Consider the following 19241-nt stretch of genomic DNA (forward strand, 5'->3'; position numbering starts at 1 on the left):
TTATTTTTGGAATTCATTGACACGATAATTGAGAGGAAAGTAGGGTTAGGATAAGATGAAAGAAGAGAGGAAGACCTCCGAGACGGATATAAAACTAGCCCTAAACGTAAGAGGGACCGGAAAATATAATTTTGATACTGAGATTCCATTTTTCGATCACATGCTTTCCCACGTATCAAAGCATAGTCTGATAGATCTTGATCTTTGGTTACGAGGAGACATAGAAATTGATTGCCACCATAGCGTGGAGGACACTGCGATTCTGTTAGGTTCTACGATTCACAAGCAACTCGGTGACAAGGCTGGAATTCGTAGATACGGGCATTTTACCTTACCGATGGACGAGGTTCTTACGACGGTCGCTGTCGATCTAGGTGGACGATTTTTCTTTAAATACTCCGGGCCACCGCTAGTCGGAAAATTCGGTATCTACGATGCGGAACTTACTCTGGAGTTCCTGCAAAAGTTCGCATTGAACGCTAAGATGAATTTACATGTTGTCGTCCATTACGGTGAAAATAGACATCATTTGCACGAATCGATATTCAAAGGCCTAGGTAAGGCCTTAAGAATGGCAATTGAAATAGATCCAAAGGCTGAAGGAACCATTCCGTCAACAAAGGGAGTCTTGGAGTGATCGCAGTTTTAGATTATGGGATGGGTAATATCCATTCCTGCCTTAAAGCGATCTCCCTGTACACGAATGAATTTTGTTATACTAAAGATCCTGAAATCATTCTCTCGTCTTCGGCCCTGATACTTCCAGGTGACGGACATTTTGATAAGGCGATGACGAATCTAAGGGAATCCGGGTTAAAAGAAGTGGTAGACAAGCATGTTCAATCAGGAAAACCTTTATTAGGAATTTGTATAGGATTTCAGATTCTTTTCGAAGATTCAGATGAGACCGCTTCCACCAACTCCAAGGGAACGGTCGAAGGATTGGGTTATATCAAGGGCAAAGTACGTAAGTTTCGGGGGAAAAATTTTAAGGTTCCGCATATAGGCTGGAATCGGCTTATTAAACGAAGACCTAAGGAAACGCTTCTTTTAAAGGAAATTCCGGACGAATCGTTCGTTTATTTTATTCACTCTTATCGACCTACCGATGTGGAAGGCAAAGCGATTACTGGACTTTGTCAATATTACGGAGAGAAATTTCCGGCAGTTATCGAAAAGGGAAATATTTTTGGAACTCAATTTCATCCGGAGAAATCCCATTCTATCGGACTAAAAATTCTGGAGAATTTTATAAAATCGTTATGATCTTAATTCCTGCTATAGACCTTCTGGATAATTGTGCGGTTCGACTTTTTAAAGGCAAGTACGAAGACAAAACGGTTTATTCTACCGAGCCTTGGAAGCTTGCCGAGGGATTCGAAAAAAATGGAGCAGGTCTACTCCATTTAGTCGATTTAAACGGGGCCAGAAATCAAATCGGAGTTAATGGGGAATCCATTTCGAAGATCAGAAATTCTACGAAATTGAAAATTCAACTCGGCGGCGGAATCCGTGATAAGGAAAAATTGGCCTATTATGATTCTATCGGAATCGATCGTTTTATTCTTGGAACCGCAGCGGTAAAAGATCCGGCATTACTGGATTTCGCCTTACAAAAGTACGGAAAAGACCGGGTTGTCGTAGCAGTCGACGCTAGAGATGGGATCGTAAAAATCGCAGGATGGGAAGAAGACTCAGGTCTAAAATATATGGATCTTCTGGCTAGAATTCACAAGGTCGGCGTCGAATTCATTATTTTCACTGATATCGCGCAAGACGGAACGTTAGCTGGACCGAACTTGAATGCTTATAAGGAGATTCTAAGTCAATATCCTTTTCAAGTAATCGCTTCCGGCGGTATTTCATCCTTAAAAGATATTATGGCCTTATCCGCATTGGGAACACCGGTCCCGGTATTCGGCGTAATAACTGGCAAAGCTCTCTACGAAGGACGTATCGACCTTGCAGAGGCTATCTCCAGCCTAGAAGAATAAAAAATTGTCGGAACTTTTTCTACGCTCCTCGACTTGTCGATATTTTTCTTTCCTTCCTCATTTATCCTCGGTACAAAGGTAAATTCTAAACGGGAGACACCGGATGAAAAAAATTCAGTTGAATTACGTTCTAACTGGGATCGCAGCAATCGGACTTATTATTTCTTTCCTCTTAATTCAAAAATACTTCGGGGGAGGCGACGGGGCAGCAAAAGCTTTATGCGACGCATTAAGCGAAAGCGGTTCTTGTGATAAGGTTTCCGAAAGTAGTTTTTCAGCAATTCGTAATATTCCTTTTTTTGGGGATGTTCCGATTGCATTGTTCGGTTTTGCTTTTTACGGGTTTATAGGATTCCTTTTTGTTTGGGCGGAACGATATAAAGAAAAGGAAGCTGATTATACTCGATTAGCGTTTTATCTTTTAATCTTGGGCCTGATCGTCGATATAAGTTTATTTCTTGTTTCTTCTCTGGTTATCGAAGCGATTTGCGGACTCTGCGTAGCAACGTATCTTGTGACTCTTGCTCTTTTAGGTATCACATACATTAAATTTAAGGCAATCCAAGAGAAGACGATAACGAAAGTATTTCCGGTAATAACGAAGGATATATTGAACTTTGCTATCGCTCTTTTGATATTCTTACTAATCGGACAAGTATTCGGAAAAATTTCCGGACCTTCTCTAACTGCGGGGGAACATTCCGGAGCATCTCAGATTGCGCGCTCGTTGGCCGAGTATGAGGCGGCTCCGGTTATTCCGATTGATATTACTGGCTCTTCGTTCCAAGGCGACGCAAATGCTCCGATCACGATCGTTAAGTTCGCGGATTTTAATTGCGGCCACTGCATGCACACATCTCATATTCTTAAAGGAATTTTGAGGGATTATGAAGGTATTGTAAAGGTAGTTTATAAGAATTTTCCTTTGGATGGAAATTGTAATCGTCTTGTACAGAGGTCGTCGCCTCAAGCGAGTTCCTGCGTTGCAGCTTCTGCGGCGATTTGCGCAGATAAACAGCATAAATTTCCGGTAATTTACGACGGTTTGTACGCTGATAACGAGCTCGGTGTAATGCATACTCCGGCCACTGTTTTAAAGTTAGCGGAATCAAACGGGCTTGATATGAATTCGTTTCGATCTTGCCTTGCGTCTCCCGCAGTAAGACAGCAAATCGCAAAAGAAGTTGATGATGCCGAGAAAATGGATATTCGCAGTACTCCAAGTCTCTTTATCAATAATAAGGCGATCCGAAGCGGGACGCCTGATGAGAAGTTTTTAAGAGAACTTATCAATAGCCTGATCAAAAAGGTTTAAGGCATCTTAATGTCTCAGGAGACCGAAGAAGTTAAAAAGCAGGTTTCCTGTCGAAACTGCGGCTCATTAATTCCCGCCGATTCGGACAAATGCGTATTTTGCGGGTCGTATCAGGTAGCAGGAAGAGTTCCTGTAATAAAGTTCTTCTCCGAGAGTCGTTTTTTTCGGAGAGTCATTTTATATCCAGTTTCTCTTCTATCCGCGATCGGAATTCCGATATTTTATTTTTCTACGAGTATGATTTTTCCGGATAAGACTTGGGTCTTTGTGTTTTCTTTCTTCGGGTTTCTATTCTGTCTTTTCGGATATATTTCGGAATGGATATTTATGCATAAAGCTCGGGGCGAAGCTAAGGATTTTAGACAGGGATTTTTCGAATGGCAGAAAAAACTTTTCGATCGTTCCCCATCCTTATCGTATGCCGGAATGTTTTTATTCGTTTGCGTGCCGCTTATCGATTGGGTAAATCCGATTCCTTTTTCTCTGACATCCTCCGCAATATGGACAATACTTTTAATTTTCCTAATAAAGATTCTCTTTCCTTTATTTTAATATATCTCGATCTATTTTTCATCCGGAGATTTTTCAATGAAAAAGATTTTAAGCATTATCCTTTTGTCGGTTGCGGCAATTGCTTTTTTATTCGGCGGTTTGGTCTGGCATACTGCTAATTACCGACCGTTGACTTTATATTTGTTTTATGAAAAAATTTTCTGGGAGAACGTTTTGGACGATCCCGAAACACTTTCTTCGATTAGAATACTCGACCGGTGGGGTATTCGTGGCCATAATTCCGAATGGACCGACTCCTCTCCGGAACGAGAACTTGAAATTGCTGATCGAAAGAAGAGGCAACTTGAAATTTTAAGAAGCTATGATTCTGCCGAACTAAAGGGCGAAGATAAGGCGTATTATCGCGCTTTGGAATGGGGTTTGGAGTTGGCGGCAAAGGGAGAGGCATTCGTTTATTATGATTACCCTGTAAACCAACTCTTCGGGCTACAAAATCAAATCCCTACATTTCTAGCGACGGTCCACGACATTGAAGATGAAAACGATGTCGACGCATATCTCGCCAGGCTACGAAAAATACCCAATAAAATCGATCAGAGCCTACGAGGGTTAAAATTACGGCAATCGAAAGGGATTATACCTCCAATTTTTATATTGGATAAGGTATTGGATGAAATCAAGGGATTTCGAAGATCGACGCCTCAGACAAATATTCTTTACGTGAGCCTTGAAAAGAAATTAGCAAAAGTAGAAAAACTCAAAAGTAGAAAAAAGGAATATTTAGAGAAGGTTGAAAAAGAAATTCGGCAATCGGTGTATCCGTCATACGAGAGGCTGGAAGAATTTCTTTATCGGCAAAAAAAAGTCGCGGATAGTAAAGCAGGGGTTTGGAAATTACCCGACGGCGACGACTATTATGCTCAAGTTTTAAAGTTCCATACCACCACCTCGCTGACTCCGGAAGAGATACATTCGATTGGAACTTCGGAAGTAAAGAGAATCCAGACTGAAATGAAGGATATTTTAAAATCACTCGGCCTTAATAACCGTGAAATTCCGGTCGCCCTAAAAGAATTGCGATCGCGTTCCGAGTTTTTATTTCCTTCTTCCGATCAAGGACGGGAAGAAGCTTTGTCCGCCTATCGAGAGATCCTGGAGGATTCTATCCTAAAATCTAAACCTCTCTTTCCGATCTGGCCTAAGGCGAATATAGAAGTGCAAAGAATACCTGCATTTAAGGAAGCCGGGGCGCCAGGTGCATATTACGAAGAACCGAGCTGGGACGGAAAAAGACCGGGAGTTTTTTATGCAAACCTCCGGGATTTAAAGGAAGTTCCTAAATTCGGAATGCGTACGCTTACCTATCACGAAGCAATTCCCGGTCATCATTTACAGATTGCTTGGGCTCAAGAATTGACGAATGCTCCGAGAATTTTGCGAATGACTCATTATACGGCGTTTGTGGAAGGATGGGCTCTATATGCGGAACGATTAGCAAAAGACTACGCATTCTTTTCGGATCCTCATTCGGATCTGGGACGTTTACAAGCGGAGCTCTTTAGGGCGGTCAGACTTGTCGTTGATACCGGAATTCATCGAAAGCGATGGTCCCGGGAGCAGGCGATCGAATATATGAGTAAAAATACCGGGATGCCGCCAAAAGATGTTACCGCCGAAATAGAGCGATATATCGTATATCCCGGTCAAGCCTGTGCGTATAAAATCGGAATGTTATCCTTCTTGCGTCTACGAGAGGATTGGAAAATTACAAAAGGGGCCGACTTTGACATAAAGAAGTTTCACGGATTTGCATTAGGTGCAGGTTCATTGCCGATGGAAATTTTGGAAGAGCGATCAAAGGAAACGTTACTATACCCTAAGAATTAAAATTATTTAATATATCTTGGGGTTATGATTTAAGGTTTTAGATTTTCCGATCGAGTAAGCCTGCTCAATTGCAGCGTGAAGAAATTCTTTGGCTAAGGAGATTGCTTCGGATAGAGAGTGATTTTTTCCCCAGTAGGAAGCGATTGCAGATGAATACGTGCAACCGGTTCCATGAGGGTAAAAATTAGGAACAAACGGTTTTGAATAGACGGTAGTATCTCCGTTCGGGAGGGATAAAACGTCCGTCGCCTCATTTACATTTCTCAGATGCCCTCCTTTAAGAAGTACGTTTGTTCCGTACTTCCGAGAAAGAAATTCGGCAGCCGGACGCATATCGGATATTGAAGAGACTATCCCGATTCCAAGCAAATTTGCTTCGTCTAGATTCGGAGTGATTAAATCAGCCAATGGAATTAATTCTTGAATTAACGATTCGATTGCATTGTCTTGAAGCAATTTGGCCCCGCTAGTTGCCACCATTACAGGATCGACAACCAACCGAAACGTACTACCAGCGGCTTTAAATTCTCGAATCAACGCGGAAAGTCTTGAAATTAGCGGCTGAGAGAAGAGCATTCCCGTTTTTATCGCTGCAACCGGGAAATAAGAAAATACGGCACGAATTTGCTTCTCTAGAAAATCAGGATCAACCTCAAGTATCCCCGAGACGCCATCAGGATTTTGTGCAGTTAGGCATGTCAATGCGGAAGTTCCGAAATTTCCGATAGCGTTTATAGTTTTCAAGTCGGCTTGGATTCCGGCGCCACCTCCAGAATCGGAGCCGGCAATGGTGAGTATAACAGGTCTAACCGATGTCATCGATTCTTCTTATCCATTAAGGCCATCCGAATTTCCTGAAATCAGCGGTATCATTCTGATCGAACTCTATTCCCTCCGACTGTAAAATCTTCCTTTGTAAAATGGCTCGATGGGAGTCCCCTCGGAATGAGATTTTTCCTTGGCTGTTAATTACTCTTTGCCAAGGAATTTTTTGCTCTCGATCTTTAGGGATGGCATTTAACGCGTAGCCTACTGCCCTAGCTGCTCTCGGCTTTCCTAATAAGACTGCGATCCTGCCGTAGCTGGTGATTCTTCCTCGAGGAACCTTCTTTGTAATTTTATAAACTTCCTCGTAAAAACTAGGTTTCTTAACTATAATTTTATTCTTAGATTGTGGGAGTTTTTTCATAACTACAATTTATCGAACGAAACAGACTCAATTGCCGACGGTTCAGGAGGACGTAAAGGAAGTTCCACTTTAAAAACCGTCTTTCCCGGTTTTGATTCGAAACTTATATTTCCTTTGTGCTTTTCGATAATTCCTTTCACGATGCCGAGTCCTAAGCCCGACCCTTCGCCTTGGTCTTTGGTAGTAAAAAACGGATCCCAAATTCTATCTTTAATGGACGGTAAAATTCCGGGGCCGTCGTCTTGAATCTCTACAATGACTTTCTCTTCTCCGGAATAGACGGATACCTCTATGATTCCTTGTCCTCTGATGGCTTGATTAGCATTCTGAATCAAATTCGTCCAAACCTGATTAAGCTCGTCCGGATTGCATACCACCTTAGGGATGGGAGAAAAATTCTTTCGAACTTCGACTCCGTACTTCAATTGATTGTGCATGATGACTAAGGTATTTTCAATACCTTCAATGATATCGGCGTTGGTAAACGATTTACTTTGGTCTAAGTGAGAGTAGTATTTTAAAGCTTTTACGATTCGAACGATATTTCGTATGGAATATCGAATATTCTTAATATTTTTATTCGTATTCGAAGCGTTCTTAAGCATATAATAACCTTTGTTTTCGCCATGGACGATGACCTCGAATATATACTTACGAATTTCCAAAGCATCGTTTTCGATAATGAAGGAAGAAACGTCGCTGGCTAGTCCGGAATCTACTCCGAGTTCGATCAGCTCGTCACGAACTTCCTTCTTGATTCGGAATTTATCTTTTGACTCCATTGGTTGGGATTTTTTCCGATCGCGTAAAATATAGAGTAACGCAATTTCAAATGACTTTCGAAGTTTTCTATTACGAGCGAATCGAACCACGTCGAACACGTTTTTTACGATGTAGTTCATATTCGATTCCAAATTATCGGCAGAACCGTTGATCACACCGGCCGGTGTGTTTATTTCATGCGCGATTCCGGCGACCATTGTTCCCAATGAAGCCATTTTTTCGGACATGACTAGTTGCGATTGTGCGTTCTCAAGTTCCCTGGTTCGATTGCGGACTTTCTCTTCAAGAGTTTCGGTTAATTCGATGAGTCGTTCGTAAAAAATGGAATTGGATAAGGACATGACGGAAACCGATCGTACCTCGTTAAGTTTTTCCAGTTCTTCATCGGCATATTCCCCGCCTTCTTTGTGTGCACCCAAGACTAGCATACCTAATAAACTTCTGTTTAAAATAAGCGGGATTAAAAGTTCCGATTTTGTTCTTTCTGCAAATGATAAGGCGTGCTCTTTAATTTGGGCGTATAGCGGGTTTGTTTGAAATTCCGAAACATGGAAGATACGATCGTGCTCGGTTACCCAGAGTAAAAATGGATCAAAGATATAAAAATGTTCGGATGTTCCTTCTTGAGGGAAAGGTGAAAACGTTCCCAAATCCTCCCGCCAAAGATAGATTTTCGCCGTCGTCGGAGGCACGATATTTTGGATGAATTTTAGTATCTTTTCACAGACAGAGTCGGTGATGTTAGTAGCGATCAAGTCACTCTTAAATTTATCTAGTAACGATAGATATTTAAGATATTGCCGGTCTCTTATGGTAAATCGATCGATGGCGCGCGAAAAGTTACGATCTCCCGTTAAACGAGATAGACCCATATATGCAAGTATTGCGATAATTGTAGAGGCTGGAAGACTTATTAAAAGAATCTCTGCCTGCTTCGGATCTAGGAAAGTAAAATTGAAGGCTAAGATTACTGCAGTCTGTAATAAAGTAATGGCCAAGACCAGGCCAAGGATAGGTCCGAATTTACGTATGATTTTCATCAGTGACCTGAAAAACTTGGCTTTACAATGACTACGCCCACCGAACGAGTAAAGGAGTTTTTTACTATTGCAACGGTCTTCGGGGCCTTCTATGATCTATATTCTCCTAAGAGAGGACGTCTTCGCGCCGTTCTTCGCGGAAAACTGCGAACAATTATTTCTAAAGAGCGCCATCCGTTTGTAGTCGGCGATCTTGTTTTAGCGGAGAAGTCGGGAGGCGAGTGGGCAATTTTCGAAAAACGACCTCGTAGAAATGAACTTTTACGGAAAAGTAAGGAAGGCGATGCGCAAGTACTTTGTGCGAATGTGGACCAAGTTGCAATCCTAGCATCTTTACGAGATCCCGAAACAAAGGACGGGTTTTTGGACCGGTGTCTAGCCGCGGTTACTTCTGCAGGAATTCATCCGATCATACTCTTCACAAAAAAAGACCTCGTAGACCAAAAGGTGTTAACCGATCGATTGACATCGTATACAAATTTAGGTTATGAAGTTTTGGCGGTATCTTGTAAAACCGGGGAAGGAATTCCCGAATTAATTTCCAAGTTTTCTCGCAAAACTACCTTTTTAGCAGGGAATTCAGGAGTTGGAAAATCAAGCTTAGTAAATGTCTTATCCGAAAAGGAACTTCAAAAAACCTCGGCGGTAAGTATTTCCACCCATAAGGGAAAACATACGACTACGAATTCCAATTTTCTAATTTTGGGCGATGATATTATCTTGATAGACTCTCCTGGAATTAAGGAATGGGGAATACTCCACCTGACAAAGGGCGAGATTTTAGAAAGTTTTCCCGAAATTGCAAAGTTTAAGGACGACTGTCTAGTTTCAAATTGTTGCCAGGCAGCTCCAGGTTGTAAATTGCTGGAAATTTTAGAGTTAGGTTTGGAGATCAGGGAAGAGAGGAAGAAGAGTCTCGAATCTATGCTTGCCAGCCTCGAAAACCCATTTAGAATCACACGAAGGGATCACCTAAAAAATGAAAGTCTCTCCTAAATTGATAGAATTTACCTCGGTTGAAGACTTGCTAGCATTCGTACGAGATTATAATGCCGGAAATATGCTGCGGTTCCTAAACCCGATTTCGGATAATAGCGGAAACGTTTTGGTAAAAGAAGAAGTTCAAGTAAAGGAATCCGCCTTAATTCGATTAAAGGAAATCAAAGGACAGTATACGCCGGAATTTAAAGTGAAGCTAACAAAAGAGCTTACCGGTCAGATTCAGGATAAGATCAGCGAGAAGATCGTATTTCAACTCAAACAAACGGATAAGAAATTTCTTAAGTTTATGTATGAGGAAAATACCTTTAATTATAAAGGAATTATCCGTAATTCACTTAGCAATAAAAAACATTTACTTTCGCTGGTTAAAGTTTATGAAGAAAGTCCCACCTTCTTTAAGCATATTTGTGAATTAGGTTTGCTTTCCCTTGGTATCGTACTAATTCCGGATGCCTTAAAATATAAAATGCTTAGGCGATATTCTTTTCTCGGTGGGATCTTTATGGATATCGCAAGGGTAACCAGCGAGCATTGGAATCGCCCCTTCCCCGACGATTCTGAAAAAACGAGAATTGCTAAACTTTGCGCAAACTTTATGCAAAAGCTTGACTTACCTGAATTTGTTTGTTCTGCAGCTTCTAATCATGTTCCGATGGGCTTACAGGATAATAGCGATCCGACTACGTATTCCGGAAAAAAAATGGACAAGGAACAACCTGACGAGACTTTCTTTGCAGATCTGTTACTGGACGACGGCGAAAGTGACTCGATTCACGAAGAAGAAGATGGAGGTCTTCCGGACAAGTCGGAAGATTTTATGAGGGAGCTTCTAACGGACTCGTTAAAGATTGCAAGGTATATTCATACTGTTAGTTCATTTACGCTAGATAAGGATTATGTAATGGAAGAGTTGGTATATTATCTAGCTTACAATACCACTAGAGGTTATTTTAACGAAATCCTAGCCAATCCGCTAGTTAACTTATTTAAACAATTCGAAGATAATGTTAAAAGAATGCGTAAACTTGCGGAAATCGAAATGCAATGTCTTCACCCACCGGCGGCTTGGGCTTATCCGAAACCGACAGCAAGTCAAATTCTCTGCAAAAATAAAGTCTGGGATTGTCCTAATATCGTGCGAGGTTGGGATATACACGTAATTTCTTCTCAAGACGCATTTGGATGGGTAGGTTCTAGTTTGCCTGCCGACCACTATCCAAAATGCCGCTTGGAAGAGGAGTTAGAGGAAATTCCGGAAATCGAACCGAAGAAACCTCCTAAATCTTAACTTCTGGGACGTTTTGTCATAGTAAATAGCGTTTCATAACGTAAATTGTTTGTTGTTAGAACTTGTTTTCCTTTTTTTGGAAATTTTTTGCCAAAAATATACGTAAACCCTTGAGGAAACTATATATTCTTTCGAATTTGGAAAAAAAATCCTTGTTGGATTGTTTTCTATAGAGCATTCTTTATGCAAAGGCGGGGGACATTATATGTTTCAAACCAAAATTAAATTCATTACCGTTTCGATCCTAGCGATTTCATTCCTAATCGCCTGCGGTCCTAAAACAGGACTAGACCAAGTAAAGTCTGAAGCGCCGATCGCACCTGCAAAAATCGTTTGGATAGTAGGTGACGTGAAGATTCAATCGGCCGCCGGGGAAAAGAAAGCGGAACTCGGTCAGACTGTTTCCGGTGCCGATACTATTTTCACTGGCGCCAACGGTAGCGTGGAAATCATAGTCGCTGATAGCGGAATCATTAAGGTTTCCAAAAATAGCGAACTTTCCGTAGCGACAATCGTCTCCGACAGTGGATCAGAAGTTAAAGTAAACGTAAACTACGGCAAAATCGTAACAATGGTTCGTAAAGAACACAAAAATTCGGATTTCAAAGTCGTTACGCCGACTGCTTTGGCAGGTGTTCGCGGAACGACCTTCTTAACTTCTGTCGAGAATCCATCCGGAAATAAAGCGAACTGTGCTCAGTCAGGTTGCGACGTCAGATTCGCGGTGCTGGAAGGTTCTGTTGCTGTTACGAAAGTCGGTGAAGAGTCTGAAGTGATTCTTGATCGTAATCGCGAGCTTACTTTGAAAAAGAACCAAAAGTTGACCGACAAATTAATTCTGTCGCTTCGTTCTGAATCTCTCAAAGAGATGAAAGGTCTGATCGTTCTGAAGAAAAACGACGTGCTAGAATATAATCGCCTTGCCGAAGAACTAAAAGCATCGAGCGAAGAGTTGAGAATTTTGAGCCAAGCTTCTACTGTGGAAGATGCAAAAGTTCAACTGCAGAAACGTGAAGTTACTAGAAATAACGCAGATGAGGTGACTCAAACTGCTAGAGCGGTTAACGAAAATAAATATATTCAGCAGGATATGCAAAAAGAAAGACTTAAATTAAACCCTAAAGAGACTTTCTAAAGGAATCGGTAGAGGAGATTGAATTTAAGGAGCCGATCTTAGGCTCATTCCCCCCGCCCCCGCCTTTCTTTTTGAGGCGGGGGTCCCTTTATCTATAGATAACCTGTGTTATCTCCCGGATCGAATCCCGACCACAGTCTTTGGTTTCAAACTAGTATTATTTCTTAATCGGTTTAATATTAGAAAAGGTTTGCTAAAACAGAGCGAAGGAAATTTTTTTACTGCATGGGAACCTTTTATTCTCGCAAATATTCGCTTATATCCCTGCTGCAAATCCTACTGATTGGAGCCTGTTCGACCGTCCAGAAATTGGACGAAGCACCGCGCGTAATCCAAGAACCGTATTACAAAACCGTCGGAGAAGCTCAACTTGGCTTTCAATTTAGAGATTCCGATACCGATTATAAAATTAGGAAAATCGGACATGAAAAACCGATTCTCGCATTTTCACCTATTGCCTATCCAAATTCCATAGATAAAAAACTGGCCTCTTATTTCGAACAGGAGCTCGGACTTGTTTGGAAGAATACCGAATTTACAAACGCTAAAATTCCGTCCGGGGCTTGGGAAAATTCTCAAACCTTGCTTGTCGCAGCAAAGAAGTCCGAAGTGGACGCATTGGTGCGGGGGAGTGTTTCCGAAACCGAGTTCGGCTGGTTGTTTAAGTTTACGATTGTTGATCCGGTTAATGATTATAAATTCGGCGAGTTTGAAGCGTCCTTTAAACGACCAGGAAGTACTAGCGATGAAGTCGGAACTTGGAGCCAAGTCTTTTTTTGGAAGACGGGAGACAGGATTATATCGCTGGACCCGCGTAAAGCAACTGTTCCTGTTTGGGATAAAAAACCTGATTCTTCCATCGTAAGAGACTTAGCATATTCTTCAGTGAAAGGGAAGATCAGCATTCAAGCTTCCTCAGGAGACACGGAAGTTCACAGTAAGGGAATTTTGCTCGGAAAAACACCATTGCTCGATATCTCCTTACCCGAGGGAGTTCAAGAAATCCAGCTTAGTCTCAAAGGCAAAAAACCGATCTCTAAGACTATCGTCGTTAGAGCCGGAAAGAAATCGTTTTTATTTCAGGAATGGGAAGAAGACAAGACTCTTGGTTCTGCAAAAATCGTCAGTGTTCCTGCCGGCCTTTCGGTTTCAGTAGACGGGTTCAAGCAAGGTGAAACCCCGTTCTTCCACAGCGGTATGAATCCAGGTGGATATCAAATCGAACTTATCAAAGAAAATCCGGAAGGATCGTTAGTATATTACGAAGGAACGCTAGAGGTAAAGTCCGATAAAGTTTCGGAACTCGCTTTCCCTTATTCTGCAAGCGGTTTGTTAAGCGAAACGGAATTTTGGAAACCGTCGGGAGAGACCGGGTTCAACCCTTTTGGAGCTCTCGGCATAGAGTTTCATAAAAGCAAGGATCTTTCTCCGGGCTGGAACGGGGTCTATTCTTTACCGATTCCATCCGACGAATTGGAAATAACGGGCTACTTCTTATTGCCGGTTGATCATAAAGTGGGTTCGGTTGCCGTCACGATTCACACGCCAGGGTTAAATCTCGGATTAAATGCAGGACCGGATAAAGTCTCTATATTCAATTTTCCTTCCGACGGAAAGACGATCGCTACGTACAAGTACTTGAAACTGGAGAATGACATCGGCAGAAAGTTCTCCTTTCGTACTAACGCTAAGGAAAAAAAGATTTTCCTTTATCTTGGAAACGATCTCGTTTGGGAAGGCCAAGTCTCTTTCCAAGGATTTTGGACAATTTCCGTTTTGACAAGAGGCGAAGATTTCCGCGAAAGAGCGCCGTTAAAAGATTTGAAAATTCAATATAGGGGCTACAAATGAAACTCTCTCCGGTTCTTAACAAAAACCTTCTATTTATTTTTTTAGCTCTTTTTTTTATTGCTGCCTGCTCCTCCCGCGATTTCAGAAAATCGACGTCCCAAGATGCGGTCCTTGAAAAAGATCTATTCACTCGCCAAAATATAAAGCGCGCGTCTAAACTTATCAACGAGGGGAACTCCGCCTTTCAAAAAGCAAAATTTGACGTCTCATTAGAAAAAGGAAATCAATCGATCGCGATTTATCCTATGGCAGAAGGGTATTATCTCGTAGGATCTTCCGAGTACAAATTGGGAAAATCCGAAGATGCTTTAAAGTCTTTAAAAAAAGGAACTGAACTAGATCCTGAGAATGAGCAGATACTCTTAACTTTAGGAATTCTTTATACAGCTCAAGGCTCCAATAATGAAGCGGTGGACGTTTACTCAAGGCTCGAAAAACTTCCGAAAATAGACGCGGCATCTTACACTTTTAAAAAAGCCGTTTTACTAAAGACGATCGGCCGGTATGAAGATGCTTTTGCAGCCTTAAAAACGATACCGGAAGACAAGTTTAAATTTAAAGCTCAGCTTTATATGCAACTAGGTGATACTGCCGTTCAGCTAAAGGAATATGACGAAGCTGAAAGATACTTTGAAAAAGCGCGAGCCACCGATCCCGAACTCGCGTCAGCTAAACAATCGGCTTCCGCTACTCGTGTCGCTTCGATGCTTGAAAAAGGTAATTCGGCATTGAAGAGTAAGAATTATAGGGAGGCAATTGTTCAGTTCACTGCCGCAACTCAAACGGATCCGAAAAACGCGTCTCCTTTAGTTTTCCTGGGCAATGCGAAGATACTTGCCGGCGATTTAGATGGTGCAGTAAAGGCCTTCGAATCCTCATTGAGACTTAAGGCGGATTATTGGGAGGCTTATTCCGGTCTCGCCGCATCCTATAATAAATCGGGAAACTATCCGAAGGCAATTTCCACACTCGAAAAGGCGATCCCATTTTTTTCGAAGAACCCGGCGGTTTATAACCAAATAGGATTAAACCAAAAGGCTCTGGGTGAAAAAGCGCGTGCTATGGTCTCATTCACCAGGGCAAGAGAATTGGATCCTTCCTATAAGGAGCCGGTTCTAAATTTAGTCTATTTACTAACTTCCGAAAACCGATTTAAGACGGCGAGAAACGAACTAGATACTCTGAAACAGGACGACGAGGTCAAAAAAGTAAGATCGTTCTTGGACGTAGCAGAACTTATTTATGAAGGCGATCAACGTCTGAGAAAGGGTGATACAAAATCTGCTAGAAGCTATTATGATCAAGCCAAAGTAAAAGACCCTAACGATCCGAACGTCTATACGGCTTTCGGTCGATCGTACCAAATTTCAGGCGACCAAAAACTTTCAGAGCAGAATTTCCAAAAAGCCTTAACCTTACAGAAAGGAAATCTACCTGCCCTACAAGGATTGATTCGTCTTTATTCCTCTCAAAAAAACCAGTCTAAAGTTACGCAGTATACGAAAGAATTAGAGGCTCTTACCGGAAACGACCCCACGTCCGGAATCGTTCTAGCGCGCACATACGAGGATAAGAAGGAATATGAAAAAGCTGAAGGTGTGTATAAAAACCTTCTGAAAAAATTCCCGTCTAACGATGCGGTTCAATTTAGACTCGCCCACCTTTATTATAAGATCTCCCTCGAGGAAAATGAAAAAGCAAACTACGATTCGGCATCCGCTTGGTTAACCAAAGCGGAGAAACTTGTTAAGGATCTACCGGAGCTTGCCGAGGCAAAGCAAACGATAGAACAAAACAGAAGATTTGCGGAAGTCATACCGAGCATCAGAAAAGCAAATCGCTTTTTCGATCTAAAATCGTACGATAAGGCCTTGCCCCTCTATCAAACGGCTTACGATAAGACCAAGAAACTTACTCTTTATATAAAAATTGCCGAATGTCATCTGGCTATGGGTAACGAGGAAAAAGGAATTTACCTCCTAGAAAATTCTCCCGAAGGCTCGAAAAACCTGGCATCACAAGAGGCAATCAACGCGTTTCTTCTAAGAAAAGGAGAAGTAGATAAGGCTGAGAAAGGCTTCAGAAAAATTTTAGAAAAAAAACCGGATTCTTACTATAGCCAATATCAGTTAGGAATCGTGTACCTTCAGCGGCAAAAGTACGATTCCGCCATCGAATCGTTTAATAGGGCTTGGTTACTTAATCCTGAATTTTCCGCCGCCAAGATCGGAAAGGGGATCGCATACTACAATGGGGGAAAAACCAAGGAAGCCAGGGAAGAATTCGAAAGCGCAATGAAATCGGATTCCGATAACGAGCTTGCTCCCTATAATATCGGAATAGTGCTTTTTAACGATAATCTTCTGGATCAAGCCACGAATATTTTTAAAGATATTATTAAGAAGAATCCCGATTTCCCCGACGCATATTATCAACTTTCTTATATCTATTTCAAACGCGGTGATTTGGAAAGCGCCGATGCGGAAATAGTAAAGGCATTGGATCTAGAGAGGGATGAAAAATTCATCCATGCAAGAATCCGAATATTATCCGAACTAAAGCAAAAGAATCCGGGAAAGTCGGAATATAAGAAAATCGCATTGGAATTAGGGCGCGAACTAGCCGAAAAATATCCGAATTCGCCATATTCATCGCACGCGGAGCGCCTCGTCTTATCCGACGACGATACCCCGGTCATCATTCAACCTTTTCCGAATCGTGGAGCTTTAGTTGGAGTTCCCGTAGTGATAAACGATGTTCTGATCATGAATTACGGGACATCTCTGGAAGCTCTGGATAAAAATAGAGCGATTCGAATTTGGAGAATTGCCACGGCAAAACCCTATAAATCCGTTATTGCCGACAAAAGGGTTTATGCGTTTACCGACAAAACTTTGGAGATTCGAGATCAAAATTCCGGATCACTTTTTAATTCTCTTCCTTTGGCGGGAAATTTTCGGAAGGCGCAGATTTCGGGTGATCGAATTATTATAGAAACCGAATCATCGGGCAAAAAAACGCTGACGAGCTATAACGATACCTTTGAAGATCGTCGAGTTTTGTCTTTCGATGCCAAGGTTTGGACTGTCTCACGAAACGGCAAGATACTAGTACAAACCATATCCGGTAAGGAAAATAGAATATCTCTTTTAGATGTTAACCTTTCAGATTCGCCTCAAGTAGTCTGGACAGGAAAAACTTCGGTTGAACCTAAATTACTCGGTTCTTCTGATGATGGCGCTTTCTATCGGACAGGTGATCAAATCCTTTATATTTCAGGGAATGGGAAAGTATCAAAATCCGATGCAAAAGATCCGTCACTTTCCCTTTTTAGCGTCCGAGGTAACGCACTTTGGTACGCCGGAAAAGAAAGCTTATTTCGACTGGAAGCCGGTTCTTCTTCCCCCCAGAATATTAAAATCCAAGCAAAGCCTGTGGAAGGTTTACTACCGGGAAAAGCGGGCGATTGCATTCTATTGTATGCGGACAATACGGCGGTCCGGTATAGCAATAAAGGGGAAAGTATTTGGACGTATTCGATTACTCAAAATAAGGATAGCGTTTATTCCCTTTTATATAGATAAGACTAGATACGTTCGCGATCTAGATAATAGATGCGCGATCCTTCATCTCTTTTTGTCTTTTCAAAGTATGAAATAGGAAACTCGGATCGGGATAAGGAATATTCAGATCCGATTGCTCTAAATCTTGAATCATTCCGAAAAAAGGCGATAGACTTTCTGGCGTAAGGACCATAGTCCGTTGCAAAATGAAATTTTCCGTGTGAAGGAAGTAGTTTATATAGCGAATCAAGAAATCGAGGATTTAAAGTTCGATGTTTATGGTGTCGTTTTTTAGGCCACGGATCCGGAAAATTCAGCAAGATTTCATCGAAGCAGCCTTCTTCAAAGATGTCTTCCAGAAACCAATTAAAATTTACCGATAGTATCCGAATGTTATTGAGTTTAAGTTTCGAGGCATTCCGAATCGTTTTACGGATGCGATCTAATTTTTTTTCCATTAAAACAAATCCCGTATTCGGATTGGCCTTCGCTAATTCTATTGCGACTTCTCCCCAACCGGAGCCCAACTCTAGGTAATATGTCCCGAAGGTATTCGGAAACAGTTCGGATTTTTTTAATTTACTTTCGGGATGAATTCGTAGGAAATAATCGGATTCGAACGGGATTCCTCCTGCAATGCTCCAAAGTTTTTTGCGAAAATCCATCTTCATTGCATTCATCCCGAGAATACCAAATCTTTCGATTGTCTAAAATAATACAGTGAAAATAAAACTTTACGGTGTCCGGGGTTCTCTTCCCACTCCTCTTTCCGCTTCCGACTATACAAATAAGCTAGAGAAAATTCTCGAAAAAGCATACCAGGAATTTTCTAAAAAAGACCGGAACTTTTCGGTTTCGGAATTTATTGGCCGACTCGATCACCTCTTGGCGCGTCCGATCGGCGGAAATACTACATGCATTTACGTCGAATCTTCGACCGGAGAACGGCTTATCGTCGATTGTGGTTCGGGGATGAGACAATTGGGAAACGATCTCCTAAAAGAAGGAATTGCAAAAGGGGGCAATATTACCATTTGCCTTACGCATACGCATTGGGATCATATTCAGGGTTGGCCGTTCTTTAAGCCGGCCTACATCCCGTCCGTAAATATCGAGTTTCTTTCGACGATACCGAATTTAAAGGAACGGCTTGAGCGCCAGCAACACCCGGAGAATTTTCCGGTGACCTTGGATTCCATGCCTTCCCGAAAGAAGTTTACTCTTCTCGAAAAAAACAAATCCGCCAAGATTGGCAGCTTCACAATTACTCCTTTTTTACTTCGACATCCGGGCAATTGCACCGGTTACCATATCGAAGAAAACGGCAAAAGCTTCCTTTTTTGTACCGATCTCGAAGTCAGAGAAGAAGATCTGGATGAAATTCAAGAACTTAGAAGAACTTTCGGTAAAATCAACTTACTTGTGATAGATGCCCAATATAGCAGCGAGGAAGCGATTAGCAAAATTGGTTGGGGTCATACTTCCGGAAGAATCGCAGTAAAATGCGGTGAAATATTAGAAGTGGATCGTTTAGTTTTGACTCACCATGAACCGGATCATAGCGACGAGGATATTCTCAGAATATTTACGTCCGAAAAAGAAGGTAGTGTTCTACCAAACATTATTCTCGCTTATGAATTTGACACGTTCGTTCTATAAAAACTAAATAGATAACCATGTT

Annotated in this window: 16 protein-coding genes; 12 read left to right on the plus strand and 4 right to left on the minus strand. The window is 41.7% G+C overall.

Annotation, left to right across the window (positions count from 1 at the left end):
• The first annotated feature begins 55 nt into the window (after positions 1-55).
• From hisB to LEP1GSC050_RS12570, 6 genes are all read left to right on the plus strand, one after another.
• On the plus strand, positions 56-637 hold the full coding sequence (hisB, locus tag LEP1GSC050_RS12545; protein ID WP_010571556.1) for an imidazoleglycerol-phosphate dehydratase HisB: 582 nt from the start codon (positions 56-58) through the stop codon (positions 635-637).
• Positions 634-1266, plus strand: coding sequence for an imidazole glycerol phosphate synthase subunit HisH (gene hisH / locus LEP1GSC050_RS12550; protein ID WP_010571557.1), 633 nt, complete (start codon positions 634-636; stop codon positions 1264-1266). Before hisB ends, hisH begins: the two co-directional genes overlap by 4 nt.
• Positions 1263-1994, plus strand: a complete 732-nt coding sequence (hisA, locus tag LEP1GSC050_RS12555; RefSeq protein WP_010571558.1) for a 1-(5-phosphoribosyl)-5-[(5-phosphoribosylamino)methylideneamino]imidazole-4-carboxamide isomerase — start codon at positions 1263-1265, stop codon at positions 1992-1994. The genes hisH and hisA overlap by 4 nt, the downstream gene beginning before the upstream one ends.
• 103 nt (positions 1995-2097) lie before the next feature.
• Positions 2098-3309 (plus strand): vitamin K epoxide reductase/DsbA family protein, encoded by a 1212-nt coding sequence (locus tag LEP1GSC050_RS12560; RefSeq protein ID WP_010571559.1) that lies wholly within the window; start codon positions 2098-2100, stop codon positions 3307-3309.
• 9 nt (positions 3310-3318) lie between these two features.
• A complete protein-coding gene (locus LEP1GSC050_RS12565; protein ID WP_010571560.1) occupies positions 3319-3861 on the plus strand; it encodes a hypothetical protein in 543 nt (180 codons plus the stop codon).
• A 36-nt stretch (positions 3862-3897) separates the two neighbouring features.
• Positions 3898-5709: a DUF885 domain-containing protein gene (locus LEP1GSC050_RS12570; protein ID WP_010571561.1), complete on the plus strand. Its 1812-nt coding sequence runs from the start codon at positions 3898-3900 to the stop codon at positions 5707-5709.
• A 6-nt stretch (positions 5710-5715) separates the two neighbouring features.
• On the opposite strand, the gene thiD is transcribed toward LEP1GSC050_RS12570, so the two are convergent.
• From thiD to LEP1GSC050_RS12585, 3 genes are read right to left on the minus strand one after another with little or no spacing between them, the layout of a single operon-like run.
• On the minus strand, positions 5716-6528 hold the full coding sequence (gene thiD, locus LEP1GSC050_RS12575; protein ID WP_010571562.1) for a bifunctional hydroxymethylpyrimidine kinase/phosphomethylpyrimidine kinase: 813 nt from the start codon (positions 6526-6528) through the stop codon (positions 5716-5718).
• Positions 6529-6544: 16 nt separating this feature from the next.
• Entirely contained in the window at positions 6545-6898 is a 354-nt protein-coding gene (locus LEP1GSC050_RS12580; RefSeq protein WP_010571563.1) for an MGMT family protein, read from the minus strand.
• A gap of 2 nt (positions 6899-6900) precedes the next feature.
• Positions 6901-8721, minus strand: coding sequence for a GAF domain-containing sensor histidine kinase (locus LEP1GSC050_RS12585; protein ID WP_010571564.1), 1821 nt, complete (start codon positions 8719-8721; stop codon positions 6901-6903).
• A 27-nt stretch (positions 8722-8748) separates the two neighbouring features.
• Between LEP1GSC050_RS12585 and rsgA the strand changes: the two genes are divergently transcribed.
• From rsgA to LEP1GSC050_RS12610, 5 genes are all read left to right on the plus strand, one after another.
• Positions 8749-9717 (plus strand): ribosome small subunit-dependent GTPase A, encoded by a 969-nt coding sequence (rsgA, locus tag LEP1GSC050_RS12590; RefSeq protein WP_010571565.1) that lies wholly within the window; start codon positions 8749-8751, stop codon positions 9715-9717.
• Entirely contained in the window at positions 9701-11011 is a 1311-nt protein-coding gene (locus LEP1GSC050_RS12595) for a hypothetical protein (RefSeq protein ID WP_010571566.1), read from the plus strand. Before rsgA ends, LEP1GSC050_RS12595 begins: the two co-directional genes overlap by 17 nt.
• A 205-nt stretch (positions 11012-11216) precedes the next feature.
• A complete protein-coding gene (locus LEP1GSC050_RS12600; protein ID WP_010571567.1) occupies positions 11217-12146 on the plus strand; it encodes a FecR family protein in 930 nt (309 codons plus the stop codon).
• A 225-nt stretch (positions 12147-12371) separates the two neighbouring features.
• Positions 12372-13997: an LIC10124 family lipoprotein gene (locus tag LEP1GSC050_RS12605; protein WP_010571568.1), complete on the plus strand. Its 1626-nt coding sequence runs from the start codon at positions 12372-12374 to the stop codon at positions 13995-13997.
• Entirely contained in the window at positions 13994-17581 is a 3588-nt protein-coding gene (locus tag LEP1GSC050_RS12610) for a tetratricopeptide repeat protein (RefSeq protein WP_010571569.1), read from the plus strand. The genes LEP1GSC050_RS12605 and LEP1GSC050_RS12610 overlap by 4 nt, the downstream gene beginning before the upstream one ends.
• Positions 17582-17583: 2 nt before the next feature.
• Here LEP1GSC050_RS12610 and trmB read toward each other — a convergent pair whose 3' ends face one another.
• Entirely contained in the window at positions 17584-18231 is a 648-nt protein-coding gene (gene trmB / locus LEP1GSC050_RS12615) for a tRNA (guanosine(46)-N7)-methyltransferase TrmB (protein ID WP_010571570.1), read from the minus strand.
• Positions 18232-18280: 49 nt separating this feature from the next.
• On the opposite strand from trmB, the gene LEP1GSC050_RS12620 reads away from it, so the two are divergent.
• Entirely contained in the window at positions 18281-19219 is a 939-nt protein-coding gene (locus LEP1GSC050_RS12620) for an MBL fold metallo-hydrolase (RefSeq protein WP_010571571.1), read from the plus strand.
• Positions 19220-19241 lie beyond the last annotated feature (22 nt).

This window comes from Leptospira broomii serovar Hurstbridge str. 5399 (assembly GCF_000243715.2).
GTDB classification, from domain to species: domain Bacteria; phylum Spirochaetota; class Leptospiria; order Leptospirales; family Leptospiraceae; genus Leptospira_B; species Leptospira_B broomii.